This window comes from Streptomyces sp. Ag82_O1-12, assembly GCF_900182715.1.
Taxonomy (GTDB): Bacteria; Actinomycetota; Actinomycetes; order Streptomycetales; family Streptomycetaceae; genus Streptomyces; species Streptomyces massasporeus.
This window is the reverse complement of the sequence record NZ_FXUW01000001.1, coordinates 6,225,600-6,241,932: the sequence shown is the minus strand read 5'-3', so window position 1 is coordinate 6,241,932 and position 16,333 is coordinate 6,225,600. Positions and strand designations below refer to the sequence as shown.

The window sequence follows — 16,333 nt, the reverse complement described above, 5'->3', positions numbered from 1 at the left end:
CCGGTCATTACGCGGGTTCCGGCACCTCGTTGGAGTGAACCGGATCACACCCGGTCGGTCAGCTGTCGAATCCCAGCCCCAAGCGGTCCATCGTGCGCAGCCACAGGTTGCGGCGGCCGCCCTGGGCGTCCGCGCGGGCCAGTGACCACTTGGTGAGGGCGATGCCCGTCCAGGCGAAGGGCTCCGGCGGGAAGGGCAGGGGCTTCTTGCGGACCATCTGTAGTTCCGTGCGTTCCGTGCGCTCGCCGGACAGCAGGTCCAGCATCACCTCGGCGCCGAAGCGGGTGGCCCCGACCCCGAGGCCGGTGTACCCGGCCGCGTACGCCACCTTGCTCTGGTGGGCGGTGCCGAAGAACGCCGAGAAGCGGGAGCAGGTGTCGATCGCGCCGCCCCAGGCGTGGCTGAAGCGGACGCCCTCCAGCTGCGGGAAGCAGGCGAAGAAGTGCCCGGCGAGCTTGGCGTAGGTCTCGGGGCGGTCGTCGTACTCGGCGCGGACGCGGCCGCCGTAGGGGTAGATCGCGTCGTAGCCGCCCCACAGGATCCGGTTGTCGGCGGACAGCCGGAAGTAGTGGAACTGGTTGGCGCTGTCGCCGAGGCCCTGGCGGTTCTTCCAGCCGATCGAGTCGAGCTGCTCGGGCGTGAGCGGCTCGGTCATCAGGGCGTAGTCGTAGACCGGGACGGTGTACGAGCGGACGCGTCTGACCAGGTTCGGGAAGATGTTGGTGCCGAGGGCGACCCGGCGGGCGCGGATCCGGCCGTAGGGGGTGGTCACGGCCATGCCGGGCCCGTACGGCTTCAGGGTCAGGGCGGGGGTGTTCTCGTAGACGCGCACGCCCAGTTGCACGCACGCCCGCTTCAGGCCCCAGGCGAGCTTCGCCGGGTGCAGCATGGCGACGCCCCTGCGGTCCCACAGGCCCGCCTGGAAGGTGGGTGAGTTCACCTGCTCCCGTACGGCGTCGGCGTCCAGGAACTCGACGCCGTCGGCCAGGCCCCGGCGGACCGTCTCCTCGTGCCACTCGCGCAGTTCGCGCGCCTGGTAGGGCTCGGTGGCGACGTCGATCTCGCCGGTGCGCTCGAAGTCGCAGTCGAGGGAGTGCCGGGCGAGGGCCGCCTCGATCTCGTCGAGGTTGCTCTCGCCCATCCGCTGGAGCGTGTGGATCTCGTCGGGCCAGCGGGTGAGGCCGTTGGGCAGGCCGTGGGTGAGGGAGGCGGCGCAGAATCCGCCGTTGCGGCCGGAGGCGGCCCAGCCCACCTCGCGGCCCTCCACCAGCACCACGTCCCGCTGCGGGTCGCGCTCCTTGGCGATCAGCGCCGTCCACAGGCCGCTGTAGCCGCCTCCGACGACCAGCAGGTCGCAGGTCTCGGAGGTGGTGAGGGCGGGTTCGGGACGGGGCCGGCCGGGGTCGTCCAGCCAGTACGGGACCGGCTGCACGTCGGAAAGCGAACGGGTCCACTGATTCATGGCGCTCGGGGCCATGATGTCAACTCCCTACGGGGTTATGCCTTCTGCCTGTTGCGGCGGTTTCCGGCAACCATGGAAACCAGGACGAACAGTACGGCGACGACGAACATGGTCGTGCCGATGACATTGATCTGAACGGGCGTTCCGCGCTGCGCCGAACCCCAGACGAACATGGGGAAGGTGACGGTCGAGCCCGCGTTGAAATTGGTGATGATGAAATCGTCGAAGGAGAGCGCGAAGGCGAGCAGCGCACCCGCGGCGATTCCCGGTGCGGCGATCGGCAGGGTCACCCGGACGAAGGTCTGGAACGGGCCCGCGTACAGGTCCCGTGCCGCCTCCTCCAGTTTTGGATCCATCGACATCACGCGCGCCTTGACGGCCGTGACCACGAAACTCAGGCAGAACATGATGTGCGCGATGAGAATCGTCCAGAAGCCCAGCTGGGCGCCCATGTTGAGGAACAGGGTGAGCAGCGAGGCGGCCATGACGACCTCGGGCATCGCCATCGGCAGGAAGATCAGCGAGTTCACGGCGCCGCGGGCGCGGAACCGGTAGCGGACCAGGGCGAAGGCGATCAGGGTGCCGAGGAGGGTGGCGCCGAGTGTCGCCCAGACGGCGATCTGGAGGCTGAGGGACAGTGACCCGCACAGCCCGGAGACACCGCACGGGTCCTTCCAGGCGTCCAGGGAGAACTGCTGCCATTCGTAGTTGAAGCGCCCCTTCGGTTTGTTGAAGGAGAACACCGTCACGACGACGTTCGGCAGCAGCAGATAGCCGAGGGTCAGCAGTCCCGCCAGGACGACGAGATTTCTCTTGAGCCAGTTGACGAAGGGCATTTAAACCAGATCCTCCGTCCCGGACCTGCGGATGTAGAGGGTGACCATGAGCAGAATGGCCGCCATGAGGATGAAGGAGAGCGCCGCGGCCGTCGGATAGTCGAGGACTCTCAGGAACTGCGTCTGGATGACGTTTCCGACCATGCGGGTGTCGGTGGAGCCGAGCAGATCGGCGTTCACGTAGTCACCGGCCGCCGGGATGAAGGTCAGCAGCGTGCCGGAGACGACACCCGGCATCGACAGCGGGAAGGTGACCTTGCGGAACGTCGTCCAGGGCCGGGCGTAGAGGTCTCCCGCGGCCTCGTGGAGACGTCCGTCGATGCGCTCCAGCGAGGTGTAGAGCGGCAGGATCATGAACGGCAGGAAGTTGTACGTCAGGCCGCACACCACCGCGAGCGGGGTGGCCAGGACGCGGTCTCCGGCGGTCATGCCGAGCCAGTCGGTGACGTCCAGGACGTGCAGCGTGTTGAGCGCGCCCACGACCGGTCCGCCGTCCGCGAGGATCGTCTTCCAGGCGAGGGTGCGGATCAGGAAGCTGGTGAAGAACGGCGCGATCACCAGGATCATGATCAGGTTCTTCCAGCGGCCGGCGCGGAAGGCGATCAGATACGCCAGCGGGTAGCCGAGCAGCAGGCACAGGATCGTCGCCGTGCCCGCGTAGAGCACGGAGCGGACGAACTGCGGCCAGTACGCGGACAGCGCGTCCCAGTACGTGGCGAAGTGCCAGGTGACCTTGTAGCCCTCTTCCAGGGACCCCGTCTGCACGGACGTGGAGGCCTGGTAGATCATCGGCAGCGCGAAGAAGACGACCAGCCACAGGATGCCGGGCAGCAGCAGCCAGTACGGCGTGAAGCGGCCCCGGCGCTTGGGGGGCTTCGGCTCGGGCGCTTGCGGCGCGAGGGGTGGTGGCGCCTCGGTGAGTGTCGACATCAGGCCGCCTCTTCCACTCCGGCGTCGGCGTCCTGAGCGGCGTCCAGGCCGAAGGTGTGGGCCGGGTTCCAGTGCAGGACGACCTCGGCGCCGGGCACCAGGCGGGGGTCGCGGTCGATGTTCTGGGCGTAGACCTCGAAGTCGGAGCAGACCGGGCTGTCGACGACGTACTGCGTGGAGACGCCGATGAAACTGGAGTCGGCGATCCGGCCCGTGATGCGGTTGCGGCCCTCGGGTATCTCGCCGGCGTCGTCCGCGTGGGTGAGGGAGATCTTCTCGGGGCGCACACCGACCAGCACCTTCCCGCCGGTCGTCGCGGAGGCGGAACATCGCGCCTCGGGCAGGACGAGCTTGCCGCCGCCGGCCTTCAGCACGATCTCCTCACCGCTCTTGGAATCGACCTCGGCCTCGATGAAGTTGGAGGTGCCGAGGAAGTTCGCGACGAACGTGGTGCGCGGGTTCTCGTAGAGGTCGGTCGGCGCGCCCAGTTGCTCGACGCGGCCCGCGTTCATCACGGCGACCGTGTCGGCCATGGTCATGGCCTCCTCCTGGTCGTGGGTGACGTGGACGAAGGTGATGCCGACCTCGGTCTGGATGCGCTTGAGCTCCAGCTGCATCTGGCGGCGCAGCTTGAGGTCGAGGGCGCCGAGCGGCTCGTCGAGCAGGAGCACCTTGGGGTGGTTGATCAGCGCGCGGGCGACGGCGACGCGCTGCTGCTGGCCGCCGGAGAGCTGATGCGGCTTCTTGCGGGCCTGCTCGCCGAGCTGGACGAGCTCGAGCATCTCGTCGACCTGCTTCTTCACCGACTTCCATCCGCGCCGGCGCAGGCCGAAGGCGACGTTCTCGAAGATGTCGAGGTGCGGGAAGAGGGCGTAGGACTGGAAGACCGTGTTCACCGGCCGCTTGTACGGCGGGAGGGCGGTCACGTCCTGATCGCCGAGGAAGACGGTGCCGGCGGAGGGCTCCTCCAGGCCGGCGATCATGCGCAGGGTGGTGGTCTTGCCGCAGCCGGAGGCGCCGAGCAGGGCGAAGAAGGAGCCCTGCGGCACGGTCAGGTCGAGCGGGTGGACGGCGGTGAAGGAGCCGTAGGTCTTGGCTATGCCCGTGAGGCGGACGTCGCCGCCGGGGTCCGTCTTGTTCGTCATGGTGGTCACGCCCCCGTCAGCTTCGCGAACTTCGCTTCGAACTCGGTCTCTTCCTTCGAGCTCAGCGAGCGGAAGGCGTGGGACTTGGCGGCCATGGCCTTGTCGGGAATGATCAGCGGGTTGTTCGCCGCGTCCTCGTCGATCTTCGCGAGTTCGGTCTTCACGCCGTCGACGGGACACACGTAGTTGATGTACGCGGCGAGTTCGGCGGCGGGCTTCGGCTCGTAGTAGAAGTCGATGAGCCGTTCGGCGTTGGTCTTGTGCCGGGCCTTGTTGGGGATCAGCAGGTTGTCGGTCGACGTCACGTAGCCGCTGTCCGGGATGAGGAAGTCGATGTCGGGGCTGTCCGCCTTGAGCTGGACGACGTCACCGGCCCAGGCGACACAGGCCGCGAAGTCGCCGCTGGTCAGGTCGGAGGTGTAGTCGTTGCCGGTGAAGCGGCGGATCTGGCCCTTGTCGACGGCCTTCTGGAGGCGGGCGATGGCCGCGTCGTAGTCGTCGGCGGTGAAGTCGGCCGGGTCCTTGCCCATGTCGAGCAGCGTCATGCCGACGCTGTCGCGCATCTCCGACAGGAAACCGACCCGGCCCTTGAGCTTGGGGTTGTCCAGCAGGTCGGATATCGACTTCACCTCGACGCCGTCGAGGGCCTTCTTGTTGTACGCGATGACGGTCGAGATGCCCTGCCAGACGTACGAGTAGGCGCGGCCCGGGTCCCAGTCGGGGCTGCGGAACTGGGCCGACAGGTTGGCGTAGGCGTGCGGCAGGTTGCTGGGGTCGAGCTTCTGCACCCAGCCGAGGCGGATGAGGCGGGCGGCCAGCCAGTCGGTGAGGACGATCAGGTCGCGGCCGGTGTCCTGGCCCGCGGCGAGCTGCGGCTTGATCTTGCCGAAGAACTCGTTGTTGTCGTTGATGTCCTCGCTGTACTTGACCTTGATGCCGGTCCGCTCGGCGAACTGGTCCAGGGTCGGGTGGTGCTTTGCGCTGTCGTCGACGTCCATGTACTCGGTCCAGTTGGAGAAGTTCACCGTCTTCTCCTTGGCCGAGTGGTCCTCTGCCGAGACGCCGCCCTTCGACTGGCCGGCCGCCGGGATGCCGCAGGCACTCAGCGTCCCCAGTCCGCCGGCCGCGAGCGCCCCGCCCGTCGAGGCGCGCAACAGGGACCGCCGGGTGAGGGAGGCCCTGCCGTTGGTGAAACTGCGCCTCATGGCGGCCCTTTGAGCCGCGGACAGGCGGTCGGGCTCGTACTGCTCCATGCGCGTGGTGCCCTTTCGGAGGGTGGACGGCCGTTGGTCAGGCGGCCTGCATACGGCTAGGGGGCTTCTGATGGATATCCGTGGAAGCTGCGGAGATCCATCAGGAGCTCCCTCGGTCCCCGAACACGGTGCGGTGCCAGTCCTTGGCGGCCACCGCGGTGTTGTCGAACATGACGTGTTTGATCTGGGTGTACTCCTCGAACGAGTACGCGGACATGTCCTTGCCGTAGCCGGAGGACTTGTAGCCGCCGTGCGGCATCTCGCTGATGATCGGGATGTGGTCGTTGACCCACACACAGCCCGCCTTGATCTCGCGCGTGGCGCGGTTGGCCCGGTACACGTCCCGGCTCCACGCGGAGGCGGCCAGGCCGTACGGGGTGTCGTTGGCGAGCGCGATGCCCTCGTCGTCGGTGTCGAACGGCAGCACGACCAGGACCGGTCCGAAGATCTCCGACTGGACGACCTCACTGTCCTGGGCGGCGTCGGCGATCAGGGTGGGCCGGTAGTAGGCGCCCTTGGCGAGCTCCCCCTCGGGCACCTCGCCGCCGGTCACCACGCGCGCGTAGGCCCGCGCCCGGTCCACGAATCCGGCGACGCGGTCCCGCTGCGCGTGCGAGACCAGCGGCCCGAGGTCGGTGCCGGCGGCGAAGGGGTCGCCGAGCCGGACCGTCTCCATGAGCGCCGCGGTCCGCTCCACGAAGGCCTCGTAGAGCGGCCGCTGCACGTACGCGCGCGTGGCGGCCGTGCAGTCCTGCCCGGTGTTGATCAGGGAGCCCGCGACCGCGCCCTGGGCGGCGGCCTCCAGGTCGGCGTCGTCGAAGACCACGAAGGGCGCCTTGCCGCCGAGCTCCAGGTGGAGGCGCTTGACGGTGGCGGTGGCGACCTCGGCGACGCGCTTGCCGACGGCGGTGGAGCCGGTGAAGGACGTCATGACCACGTCCGGGTGGCCGACGAGGTGCTCTCCGGCCACCCCGCCGGTGCCCGTGACGATGTTGATCACACCGTCCGGGATCCCGGCGTCCGTGGCCGCCTGGGCGAAGAGCAGCGAGGTCAGCGGAGTGAGTTCGGCGGGCTTCAGGACGATGGTGTTGCCCGCGGCGATCGCCGGGAGGATCTTCCAGGCGGCCATCTGGAGGGGGTAGTTCCAGGGTGCGATCGACCCGACGACCCCGATGGGCTCGCGCCGGACGTACGAGGTGTGGTCGCCGGAGTACTCACCGGCGGACTGCCCCTGCAGATGCCGTGCGGCACCGGCGAAGAAGGCGGCGTTGTCGATGGTCCCGGGGACGTCGAACTCGCGGGTCAGCTTCAGCGGCTTGCCGCACTGGAGCGACTCGGCGCGGGCGAAGTCCTCGGCGCGGTCGGCCAGCACCGCGGCGAACCGGTGCAGGGCGTCGGACCGCTCTCCCGGGGTGGTTCCGGCCCAGCCGGGGAAGGCCGCGCGGGCGGCGGCGACGGCCCGGTCGACGTCTGCCGTGCCCGCCAGTTCGTAGGTGAGGACCTCCTCGCCCGACGCCGGGTCGACGACCGCGTGCGTGCGGCCGGAGGTGCCCCTGGTCAGACGCCCCGCGATGAACTGCGCGCCCTCCGCGAAGCGCTCCTCGGCCGGAAATCGGTCCGGGGTGGCATTGCCCGGGTTGTGCATGTCGCTCTCCTCCGTGTCCCCTCATGGGGCCGGCGTGGCTCAGGCTCGATTTGAGTGCCGATCCTGACAGAGGTATGCCACTCCAACAAGTGATTCCGTTGTTGATTTTTGGTTACGCGACGGAATCTGTCGACCAGGTGTCGAGTTCCCCGCGAAAAGGCAGGACGCTGTGTCAGTGGTGCGTGCCAGACTCGCGTGCATGGAGAAGATCACGGGGGCGGTCGGCTCGCAGGAGGCCCTGATCAGGGCGGTCCGCGAGGGGGCCAGGGTCAGGTATCTGCACTTCTGGGGGCACCGGCCGCGGCCGGACGGCCGGATCGGGGCGAGCTGTCTGAGCCAGTGGTGGCCGGCGCCGTTCACCGTGGACGGCGTGTCCTACGCGACGGCGGAGCACTGGATGATGGCCGGCAAGGCCCGGCTCTTCGGGGACGCGGCGGCGGAGCGTGCCGTGCTGGCCGCGGAGCATCCCGCCGAGGCGAAGAAGGCCGGGCGGCTGGTGCGCGGGTTCGACGAGGCGGTGTGGGCCCGGGAGCGGTTCCGGATCGTCGTGGAGGGCAGCGTCCACAAGTTCGGCGCGCACCCCGAGCTGCTGGGGTACCTGCTGGGCACAGGCGACCGGGTGCTCGTGGAGGCGAGCCCCGTGGACCGGGTGTGGGGCATCGGGCTGGCCGCGGACGACGAGGCGGCGGCCGACCCCGAGCGGTGGCGGGGGCCGAATCTGCTGGGCTTCGCGCTGATGGAGGCGCGGGCGCGGCTGCGGGCGGGAGCATGAGCAAGGGGCCGGTCCCGAGGACCGGCCCCTTGTGAAGCTCCGGGAGCCGCGTCAGGACGCCGCGCCGAGACCGCCCATGATGCTGGCGAACAGCAGGAAGCCCAGCAGCGGAAGGATCACGGTGGCGATGATGCCGCAGACCAGGCCCGCGGTCGCCGCGCCCTTGTTCGTGGCCTCACCGCGGGTGGCCCTGCCACGGCCGATGGCACCGAAGATGATCGCGAGAATCCCCAGGATCACGCCGAAGAACCACATGATGAACGTGACGCTGCACACCACGCCGATGATGCCCAGCACCAGTCCCGTGGTGCCCATGCCGTTGCTGGGCTGCGCGGGCATCCCGTAACCGGGCGCCTGCGGGTAGCCCACGGGCGGCGCGGCCGGGTAGCCGGGGCTGCCCTGGGGGTAGCCGTAGCCCGGGCCGGGCTGCTGCGGATAGCCGTATCCCGGGGTCGGCTGCTGCGGCGGCTGGGCCGGTGGGCCGAAACCACCCGGGGGCGGGTTGGTGTTGGACATGGACGAACTCCCCTCCGTTGTCAGACCAAGGCATCGTAATGGCCAACTCGGCCGTGCAGAGCCCCGGTTTCAGCGGTGGGACGCTGCGGTGGCCACCGGGCCGAGGGTCCCGTAGTACGGGTCGTCGTCGTAGCTGTCGCTGTTGATCGCGGCCGTGATGCCGACGGCGATCAGCACGATCACCGCGATGCCGAGGATGATCCCGATGATGCCCATGATCAGACCGGCCTGGGCCTGCCCGTGGTTGGTGGCCACTCCGGCCTCGGCGCGCTTGCGGCCCTTGATGCCGAAGACGATGGCGAGGATGCCGGTGACCAGGGAGACCACGCCGTAGAGGCAGAAGAGGGTGCAGGAGACGATGCCGAGCACCATCGCGGCGATACCCAGGCCGTTCTGGGGCGCCGGGGGCATGCCGGGCCAGCCGTAGCCGGACTGGGGGTAGCCCGGGTAGCCGTAGCCGCCGGGCGCTCCCGGACCGGTGGGGGCCACCGGCGGGGGCGGGACGGCGCCGGTACCGGTGCCGGACGGATCGTACTGGGGCGTGCCGGTGGGCGGGGTGAAGCCCGGCATCGAGGTGACCGTGGCCTGGTCGTGCACGGACGGCGGCCCCGCCGTGGGGTGCTGGTGCTTGTCGAGTGAGGGCGTGGGCTCCGGGGGCGCCCACGGGTCGTGGCCGGCGCCTCCGCCTCCGTCGGGCTGCGTCGCGTCCGTCATCCTGTTCCCCCCTGGGTCGATCGTGTGGTCATGCTACGGGGCGGTCCGGTGCATGCCACAGCGCGGGTGCGCGGGGGCCGGTCGCGCCCACGCGGAGCCGTCCGCCGACAGCGTCCCGCGCCCCTGAAAAGAAGGGCGCCGGACCGCGGCATACGATGAATCGCGAGTCATCGATCAGCCGATCACCCGCGCCCCGCCCGCCTCACGCCGGCAGCGGCGCCGTTCCGGGGAGGAACCCTTGACCGAGCACCTCGTCGACCCCCGCGCCCCACGCGACCTGAAGGCCTTCATCGCCGGACTGCCCAAGGCCGAACTGCATGTGCACCACGTGGGATCCGCCTCCCCCCGGATCGTCTCCGAGCTGGCCGCGCGGCACCCCGACTCGAAGGTGCCGACCGACCCCGAGGCGCTCGCCGACTACTTCACCTTCACCGACTTCGCGCACTTCATCGACGTGTACCTGTCGGTCGTGGATCTGATCCGCACCCCGGAGGACGTCCGGCTGCTGACCTACGAGGTGGCCCGGGACCTGGCCCGGCAGCAGGTGCGGTACGCCGAGCTGACCATCACGCCCTTCTCGTCCACCCGGCGCGGCATCGACGAGCGGGCCTTCATGGACGCCATCGAGGACGCCCGCAAGGCCGCCGAGGCCGAGTTCGGGACCGTGCTTCGCTGGTGCTTCGACATCCCCGGCGAGGCGGGGCTGGAGGCCGCCGAGGAGACGACCCGGCTCGCCACCGACGACCGGCTGCGCCCGCAGGGCCTGGTCTCCTTCGGTCTCGGCGGACCCGAAGTCGGTGTGGAGCGGCCGCAGTTCAAGCCGTACTTCGACCGGGCGATCGCCGCGGGGCTGCACTCCGTACCGCACGCCGGGGAGACGACCGGCCCGCAGACGGTGTGGGACGCGCTGACCCATCTGCGGGCCGAGCGCATCGGGCACGGCACCAGCTCCGCGCAGGACCCGAAGCTGCTCGCGCACCTCGCCGAGCACCGGATCCCGCTGGAGGTGTGCCCGACCTCGAACATCGCCACCCGCGCGGTGCGCACCCTCGACGAGCACCCGATCAAGGAGTTCGTGCGGGCCGGGGTCCTCGTCACCGTCAACTCCGACGACCCGCCCATGTTCGGCACGACCCTCGAGAACGAGTACGCGGTCGCCGCCCGGCTGCTCGACCTCGACGAGCGGGGCCTGGCCGAGCTGGCGAAGAACGCCGTCGAGGCGTCCTTCCTGGACGCGGCGGGCAGGACGCGGATCACCGGCGAGATCGACACGTACACCGCGCAGTGGCTCGCCCGGTGACGCCCTCCCCCGTCGCCGTGGCCCACCGGGGCGACCCCTACCGCGTCCGCGAGAACACCGTCGCCTCGCTGCGGTCCGCCCTGCGCCGGGGCGCGGACGCGGTGGAGATCGACGTACGGCTCACCCGGGACGGTGTGCCGGTGCTGCTGCACGACGCGACGCTGAAGCGCCTGTGGGAGCACGAACGGCCGGTGAACGCGCTGTCCTTCGAGGAGGTGCGCGGGCTGACCGGCGGCGGGGTGCCGGCCCTGGCCGAGGCACTGGCCGCGACCGGCGGGCACCGGGTGATGATCGACCTGCCCGGGTCGCCCGACGTACGGGCGGTGCGCCGGATCATGGGCGTGGTGGAGGAGGCGGGGGCGGCGGAGCGCGTCTACTACTGCGCGGGCGCCGACGCCATGCTCGCCGTGCGCGCGGCGGATCCGGGCGCCGAGATCGCCCTCACCTGGACGACGCTGGCCCCGCCGCGGCCCGTCCTGCTGGCGGCGGTCCGCCCCCGCTGGCTCAACTACCGCTTCTCCCTGGTGGACCGCCCCCTCGCCGAGCGCGTGCACCGGGACGGGTATCTGGTGTCCGTCTGGACCCCAGACACCCGCCGCTCCATGCGCCGGCTGCTGGAGGCGGGCGTGGACTCGGTCACCACGAACCGCGTCGACGTGCTGTGCGCTACACGCGCGAGCGCTGCGGCACCGTCGCCGGATCGGCAGGGGTCTCACGCGTGACGTACTGCGGCACCGGCGCGCTGTCCGTGCCGGTGTCGCGGACGAGTCCGTAGCGCAGGGCGCCCCGGTCGGGGCCCGTGTCGATGTCCTCGACCACGGCGTCCCGGTTCGACGGGAAGACGGTGAGGCCGTAGTCGCAGCCCCGTTCGTTCTGGGTGAGGGTGACGCTGCCGTCGAGGTAGAAGTACTCGTTCTGCCACATCTGCTGGGTGCCGGGCGGGAGGACGGCGTAGCCGATGCTCGGGCCGCCCATCCCGGTGGCGTAGCCGTTCGGGGCGCCGGGCAGCGGGTCGTCCATCCGCCGCCAGCCGCCGGACGCCACGTGGAACAGCCTGCCCTTCAGGCCGGTCCAGGACGGCATGACCAGCGCGCCGGGCCGGGACCCGGGCGAGATCTGCCAGCGGACCAGGACGTAGCCCCGGCCGGTGAGGGTCACGCTGTCGCCGCGGTGCTGCATGACGGCCTTCGGGCCGCCGGTGCTGGTGATGCCGGACTCGGGGCGGCGCGGCAGGGCGGCGGGCCGGGCGTTCGGGTCGGGTGCGCGGTCGACGGCGTCGACGACCGTGCCGTACGGGTCGGCCTTCTTCGCCGCCGTCGGTGAGGACTTGGGGGTCGGGGCGGGCGGGGCGGAGGTGCGCGGCGGTGCGGAGCCGGCCGTGGGCGTGACCGCGGCCCAGGGCGGCGGTGCGGAGCCGGCCGTGGGGGCGATCGCTGCCCGGGGCGGCGGGGCGTCCGGCGGCTGGGTGACGACGTAGGCGCCGCCCGCGATGATCGTCGCGCCCGCCGTCATCGCGACGGCCGGTTTGGTGAGCGAGCCGAGCAGCTTGGCGGACCAGCCGGCCGAGGTGGCGGCCGCCGCTGTCTTGCCGCCGAGGGCGAGCGACAGGGTGAAGCCGACGGGCAGCGGGACCAGAGCGATGCCGACCAGGAGGCGTTCGGCCGGGACGACCGCCTCGCGGGTGCCGCCGCAGTAGCCGCAGCCGCGCAGGTGCCGGGCCAGCCGCTTGCGCCACACCGAGTCGGGCCGGCCGTTCCAGCGGCCGGTCACCTCCCGCAGGTCGGGGCAGGCGCCGTCCAGGGCGCGGACGATGCCGCGCGAGGTCTCCAGGCGCTCCTTCATCCGCTGGACGCGCACGGCGGCGTGCTGCCGGGTGATGCCCAGGGCGGCGGCCAGTTCGCGCCGGGTCAGTTCGCCCGCGACCTCCAGCCACCACAGCGACAGCAGGTGCCGGTCCTCGTCGTCGAGCCATCGCACCGCCTCGGCGACCTCGCGCCGCTGCCCCTCCAACTGGAGTCGCAACACGGTCAGTTCGGCGAAATCCGAGGCCGTTGCCTCCTCCAGCCGGTCCGGGGTCCTCCGCCGGGCCCGGTCGCGGATCTGCCGCATGGCGATCGCCACCAGCCAGGACCGGAAGCTGTCCGGGTCGCGCAGGGAGCCGAGGTTGCCGACCGCGCGCAGCATGGTCTCCTGCACGACGTCGTCGACGTCGGCGTGCCCGCTCAGGGCCCGGCCCACGATGTTGTAGACCAGCGGCAGCCAGCCCTCGACCAGCTCGTCCAGCGCCCGCCGGTCGCCGGCCTGTGCCGCCGTGATGACGGCGCGCCAGTGCTGACTGTCCACGGTGGCCTCTCGACGCCTGGGTTCACTGATGTACCGCACGCACCCTCTCAGCCGGTCCCGGGGCCCTCGCCATGTCGGGGATCACATGGGTGGAGACGACGTGAAGGGAGGGCGATAACACTTTTTGCTTCCCAGGGGCTCGGTGGCGCGTTTCGGGTTCTGTTCGGGCGGGGCGTCAGTCCACGGCCAGTGCCTGCCCGAGCTCGGCCCGCCGCCGGATGCCCAGCTTCTTGTACGTGCTGGTCAGATGGGTCTCCACGGTGCGCCGGGCGAGGTGGAGGAGGCCGGCGATCTCCGCGTTCGTGCGGCCGTCGGCGGCCAGGCGGGCGATGCGCAGCTCGCTTGCGGTGAGGGCTCCGGAGCCGGTGCGGACGGTGGCGGCGCGGCGGGCCCCGCCTTCGCGCAGGGCCGCCTCCGCGAGGGTCCGCAGCCGGACCGCGCCCAGGCGTTCGGCCGTCAGGGCCGCTGTCCGCAGGCACTCCCGGGCCCGGGCGCGTTCCCCGGCGGCGGTGAGCTGCCGGCCCTGCGCGAGCAGCGCGGCGGCCAGCTCCCCCTGCGCGGCGGCCGGCGCGTCCGTGAGCAGTCCTACGGCCTCTTCGGCCAGGCGCAGCCCCCGGCGGCCGCCGGTGATCGTGCCGAGCACCCTGAGGGACCGGCCGACCGTGCGGGGTGTGTTCCACACCCGGGCCAGGCGCAGCTCCTCCTCGGCCAGGGCGAGCGCCTCCCGGGGGTTGCCGAGGGCCAGGCGGCACTCGGCGGCAGCGGAGCGCCACGGGGTGACGACCGGGCTGACCACGTCGCGGGCCGTCTGGCGGCGCCCGCATTCCAGGAAGTCGAGGAGCGCCCCGGCCGTGTCGCCCGCGGCGGCCCGCTGCACGCCCCGCGCGTACAGGAACCGGTTCAGCTCCCAGTTGTCAGGCGCCTCGCGCAGGTCGAAGCCGTCCGCGAGGCGCCGGGCCTCCTCGGCGCGGCCGGTCTCCACGAGGGCGATCAGCGTGGTGGCGTGCACGTTGGAGGGCCCGGCTGCTGGGGCGGGCCGTTCGGCGGGCAGCAGCGCGTACTCGCCGCGTGCGGCGGCGATGTCGGCCCGGGTGTTGAGCAGGGCCGCGTGCATCGGGTGCAGCAGGTCGGGGCGCTGGCCGGCCAGTCCGCGGTCCACGAGGCGGTCGGCCTCGTCGAGTTCGTCGGCCCACTGGGCGACCGCGGCGGCCGTGCCCAGCAGGAACGGCTCGGTCAGCGGGTGGGCCGGTTCGGCGAGCAGGGCCCGCACCTGCCGCATCGCGTCGTCCGCCGAGGTCAGTGCGGCCGTGGCCGCGTAGCGCACGAGCAGTGCCCGGGCGGCCGGGCCGACGAGTTCCGGGGAGTGCTCGGCGGTGTCGCTCAGGCAGCGGTACACGTCCTGGCGGACCGTCTGGTCCTGGTCGGAGAGCAGGGCGGACGCGCTCTGGAGCGTGGCTCCCAGGTCGGGGTGTCCGGAGAGCTGGCCGTCCACCGTGCGCAGCACCTCCACGGCGGCCCGGGTCCGGCCGCGTCCGGCCAGTGCGGTGCCGAGGGCGACGGCGGCACGCACCCGGTCCTGCGGCGTTCCGTGCAGCCGCAGCGCCTCGGTGAGCCGGGTCATCCCGGCCGAGGAGTCCCGCCCCGCGCACTCCAGGGATCCCAGCTCGGTCAGGAGCCGCTGCCGGTGGTCCTCCGGGAGCGGCTCCTGAAGGGCCCTGCGCAGGAACACGACGGCCTGGCCGGAGCGGCCGTCGCGCAGGGCGAGGGCGGTGGCGTCGCGCAGCACGGCCGGGGCCCAGGGGGCGCCCACGGGGCCGGACAGCAGCAACTGCCGGGCCACGGCCCCGGTGGGGGCGCCGCGGTGCAGCATCGCCTCGGCGGCGGCCCGGTGCACCGCGCGCCGCCGGGTGTCGGGGACGCCGGTGAGGACGGCGTCCCGCAGCAGCGGATGGGCGTACCGGGGCTGCCCGTCCGGGCCGGGGCACAGGACGCCGAGCCCGGTCATCGCGGTGAGCCAGCCCGCCACCCGGGCCGGATCGGCCCCGGCGACCTCGGCCAGCAACCCGGTCCCACCGGGGGCGCTGCCGGCCGGTTCCTGCGTGGTGCCGCCGCCGGGTGCCTCCGGTACGCCGCCGCCGGGTTCCTCCGTGGGGCCGCCACCCCGGCCTTCTTCGAGCACGGCGAGGACCCGGGCGACCTCGGCGGTGGTGGGTCCGGCGCTGTCCAGCCACCAGTGCACGGCGGCCGGGTAGGAGCCGGGGTAAAGGGCGGCGGAGGTCTCGGGGAGGGGCGGGTAGGGGGTGAGGGTGCTCGCCTCGCTGGAGGGACGGTGCCGGCCGACGGCGGGAAGCACGGCCCCGAGGTCGTCCAGGAGCGCCCTCAGCAGCAGGGGGCTGCCGGCGCCGGCCCGGGCGCAGGCGGCGATCCACTCGGGCGGGGCGTCCGGGTGCTCCGCGCGCACCAGCCGCGCCGCCGAGTCCGCGGTCAGCGGGGCCAGCGTGTGGGTGTCGACGAGGGCGGGCGACAGGGTGTGCGTGAAGCCGGGGGCCGGCGGCTCGATGTCGTACTGGCTGCGTTCGGTGACGGCCAGCAGGACCGGCAGGGGTAATCGGCCCACGTGCCGGGCCGCTTCGACGAGCCAGCGGTAGGAGGGCCCGTCGGCCAGGTGGACATCGTCCACGGCGAGCAGCAGCGGGGTGTCGTCGGCGTGCGCGTACAGGATCCGCCGGAGCAGGGCGGCCTGCTCGCGTTCGTCGCCGGCCGGGTCGGGCTTCTCGAACTCGGCCACGGAGTCCAGGAGTTGGTGGACGACGGCGAAGGGCCCGGCCGCGTAGCCCGGTGCGCAGCGTGCGCGCAGCACCCGTACGCCCTGCGCGGTGGCGTCCTCGGCGGCGGCCTCCAGGACGCTGGTCCGTCCGGTGCCGGTCGCGCCGCGGAGCAGGACGAGGCCGCCCGTTCCGGACCGTGCGCGGGCGATGCCGGCGGCCAGCAGGGCGGCGGCCTCCCGGTGTTCGCCGGGCCGGTCGGGCCGTGACCGCACGGGCCGGGGCTGCTCGCGCTGCGGATCGGGCATTCCTGCCTCCTTGGTCGGACGTGGCGTCTTCCCCCGTCGAGGACGGCCGGGGCGCGGGGCCGGTGCCGTGACAAGAACCGCGGGGTCGGATTCCGGCCCCGGCGCAACCGAACGGGGGGTCATACCCGGCCCCCGCGCGCCCGAGCGGTAGGTCATGTCCCGCCCCCTGCACGGTGGCTCGTGCTCGTGGCACGGTGGCTCGTGGTCACGGGACGGTGGTTCGTGCTCATGGCACGGTGGTTCGTGGTCACGGCACGGTGGCTCGTGCTCATGGCAGGGCGACTCGTGCTCACGGCACGGCAATACGTGCTTACGGCACAGCAATTCGCGGTCACCGCACGGCC

At 72.0% G+C, this 16,333-nt stretch carries 13 protein-coding genes; 3 read left to right on the top strand and 10 right to left on the bottom strand.

Features of this window, described 5'->3' with window-relative positions:
- Positions 1 to 58: 58 nt before the first annotated feature.
- The 6 genes from QOL88_RS28745 to QOL88_RS28720 all read right to left on the bottom strand — a co-directional run bounded on the left by QOL88_RS28745 (position 59) and on the right by QOL88_RS28720 (position 7,271).
- Positions 59 to 1,477, bottom strand: a complete 1,419-nt coding sequence (locus QOL88_RS28745; RefSeq protein ID WP_097221136.1) for an NAD(P)/FAD-dependent oxidoreductase — start codon at positions 1,475 to 1,477, stop codon at positions 59 to 61.
- Positions 1,478 to 1,497: 20 nt separating this feature from the next.
- The gene (locus QOL88_RS28740) at positions 1,498 to 2,298 is read right to left on the bottom strand and encodes an ABC transporter permease (protein ID WP_031105730.1); all 801 of its coding nucleotides are present in this window, start codon (positions 2,296 to 2,298) and stop codon (positions 1,498 to 1,500) included.
- Positions 2,299 to 3,228: an ABC transporter permease gene (locus tag QOL88_RS28735; protein ID WP_097221134.1), complete on the bottom strand. Its 930-nt coding sequence runs from the start codon at positions 3,226 to 3,228 to the stop codon at positions 2,299 to 2,301.
- Positions 3,228 to 4,373, bottom strand: coding sequence for an ABC transporter ATP-binding protein (locus tag QOL88_RS28730; protein WP_179879149.1), 1,146 nt, complete (start codon positions 4,371 to 4,373; stop codon positions 3,228 to 3,230). Before QOL88_RS28730 ends, QOL88_RS28735 begins: the two co-directional genes overlap by 1 nt.
- 5 nt (positions 4,374 to 4,378) lie before the next feature.
- On the bottom strand, positions 4,379 to 5,626 hold the full coding sequence (locus QOL88_RS28725; protein WP_097221129.1) for a polyamine ABC transporter substrate-binding protein: 1,248 nt from the start codon (positions 5,624 to 5,626) through the stop codon (positions 4,379 to 4,381).
- A 100-nt stretch (positions 5,627 to 5,726) separates the two neighbouring features.
- Positions 5,727 to 7,271, bottom strand: a complete 1,545-nt coding sequence (locus QOL88_RS28720) for a gamma-aminobutyraldehyde dehydrogenase (protein ID WP_097221127.1) — start codon at positions 7,269 to 7,271, stop codon at positions 5,727 to 5,729.
- Positions 7,272 to 7,470: 199 nt separating this feature from the next.
- Between QOL88_RS28720 and ybiA the strand changes: the two genes are divergently transcribed.
- Positions 7,471 to 8,043, top strand: a complete 573-nt coding sequence (ybiA, locus tag QOL88_RS28715) for a riboflavin biosynthesis intermediates N-glycosidase (protein ID WP_097221124.1) — start codon at positions 7,471 to 7,473, stop codon at positions 8,041 to 8,043.
- A gap of 51 nt (positions 8,044 to 8,094) precedes the next feature.
- Here ybiA and QOL88_RS28710 read toward each other — a convergent pair whose 3' ends face one another.
- Together QOL88_RS28710 and QOL88_RS28705 are read right to left on the bottom strand one after the other, a co-directional pair.
- Entirely contained in the window at positions 8,095 to 8,559 is a 465-nt protein-coding gene (locus QOL88_RS28710; protein WP_097221122.1) for a DUF4190 domain-containing protein, read from the bottom strand.
- 69 nt (positions 8,560 to 8,628) lie between these two features.
- Positions 8,629 to 9,273, bottom strand: a complete 645-nt coding sequence (locus QOL88_RS28705; RefSeq protein ID WP_097221120.1) for a DUF4190 domain-containing protein — start codon at positions 9,271 to 9,273, stop codon at positions 8,629 to 8,631.
- Positions 9,274 to 9,454: 181 nt separating this feature from the next.
- Between QOL88_RS28705 and QOL88_RS28700 the strand changes: the two genes are divergently transcribed.
- Together QOL88_RS28700 and QOL88_RS28695 are read left to right on the top strand one after the other, a co-directional pair.
- Positions 9,455 to 10,573: an adenosine deaminase gene (locus QOL88_RS28700; RefSeq protein ID WP_097221118.1), complete on the top strand. Its 1,119-nt coding sequence runs from the start codon at positions 9,455 to 9,457 to the stop codon at positions 10,571 to 10,573.
- Complete coding sequence (locus tag QOL88_RS28695) at positions 10,570 to 11,295, top strand: glycerophosphodiester phosphodiesterase (protein ID WP_257027911.1); 726 nt, start codon at positions 10,570 to 10,572, stop codon at positions 11,293 to 11,295. The genes QOL88_RS28700 and QOL88_RS28695 overlap by 4 nt, the downstream gene beginning before the upstream one ends.
- Here the strand turns inward: QOL88_RS28695 and QOL88_RS28690 are convergent.
- Both QOL88_RS28690 and QOL88_RS28685 read right to left on the bottom strand, forming a co-directional pair.
- Positions 11,240 to 12,916: an RNA polymerase sigma factor gene (locus tag QOL88_RS28690; RefSeq protein WP_097221115.1), complete on the bottom strand. Its 1,677-nt coding sequence runs from the start codon at positions 12,914 to 12,916 to the stop codon at positions 11,240 to 11,242. The genes QOL88_RS28695 and QOL88_RS28690 overlap by 56 nt on opposite strands.
- Positions 12,917 to 13,091: 175 nt before the next feature.
- A complete protein-coding gene (locus QOL88_RS28685; protein WP_097221113.1) occupies positions 13,092 to 15,989 on the bottom strand; it encodes a helix-turn-helix transcriptional regulator in 2,898 nt (965 codons plus the stop codon).
- Between the last annotated feature and the right edge of the window lie 344 nt (positions 15,990 to 16,333).

What these genes read in the sequence shown, in the direction of transcription:
- QOL88_RS28745 (WP_097221136.1), bottom strand. Translation starts at nt 1,477, where the DNA reads ATGGCCCCGAGCGCCATGAATCAGTGGACCCGTTCGCTTTCCGACGTG.
- QOL88_RS28740 (WP_031105730.1), bottom strand. Translation starts at nt 2,298, where the DNA reads ATGCCCTTCGTCAACTGGCTCAAGAGAAATCTCGTCGTCCTGGCGGGA.
- QOL88_RS28735 (WP_097221134.1), bottom strand. Translation starts at nt 3,228, where the DNA reads ATGTCGACACTCACCGAGGCGCCACCACCCCTCGCGCCGCAAGCGCCC.
- QOL88_RS28730 (WP_179879149.1), bottom strand. Translation starts at nt 4,373, where the DNA reads ATGACGAACAAGACGGACCCCGGCGGCGACGTCCGCCTCACGGGCATA.
- QOL88_RS28725 (WP_097221129.1), bottom strand. Translation starts at nt 5,626, where the DNA reads ATGGAGCAGTACGAGCCCGACCGCCTGTCCGCGGCTCAAAGGGCCGCC.
- QOL88_RS28720 (WP_097221127.1), bottom strand. Translation starts at nt 7,271, where the DNA reads ATGCACAACCCGGGCAATGCCACCCCGGACCGATTTCCGGCCGAGGAG.
- ybiA (WP_097221124.1), top strand. Translation starts at nt 7,471, where the DNA reads ATGGAGAAGATCACGGGGGCGGTCGGCTCGCAGGAGGCCCTGATCAGG.
- QOL88_RS28710 (WP_097221122.1), bottom strand. Translation starts at nt 8,559, where the DNA reads ATGTCCAACACCAACCCGCCCCCGGGTGGTTTCGGCCCACCGGCCCAG.
- QOL88_RS28705 (WP_097221120.1), bottom strand. Translation starts at nt 9,273, where the DNA reads ATGACGGACGCGACGCAGCCCGACGGAGGCGGAGGCGCCGGCCACGAC.
- QOL88_RS28685 (WP_097221113.1), bottom strand. Translation starts at nt 15,989, where the DNA reads ATGCCCGATCCGCAGCGCGAGCAGCCCCGGCCCGTGCGGTCACGGCCC.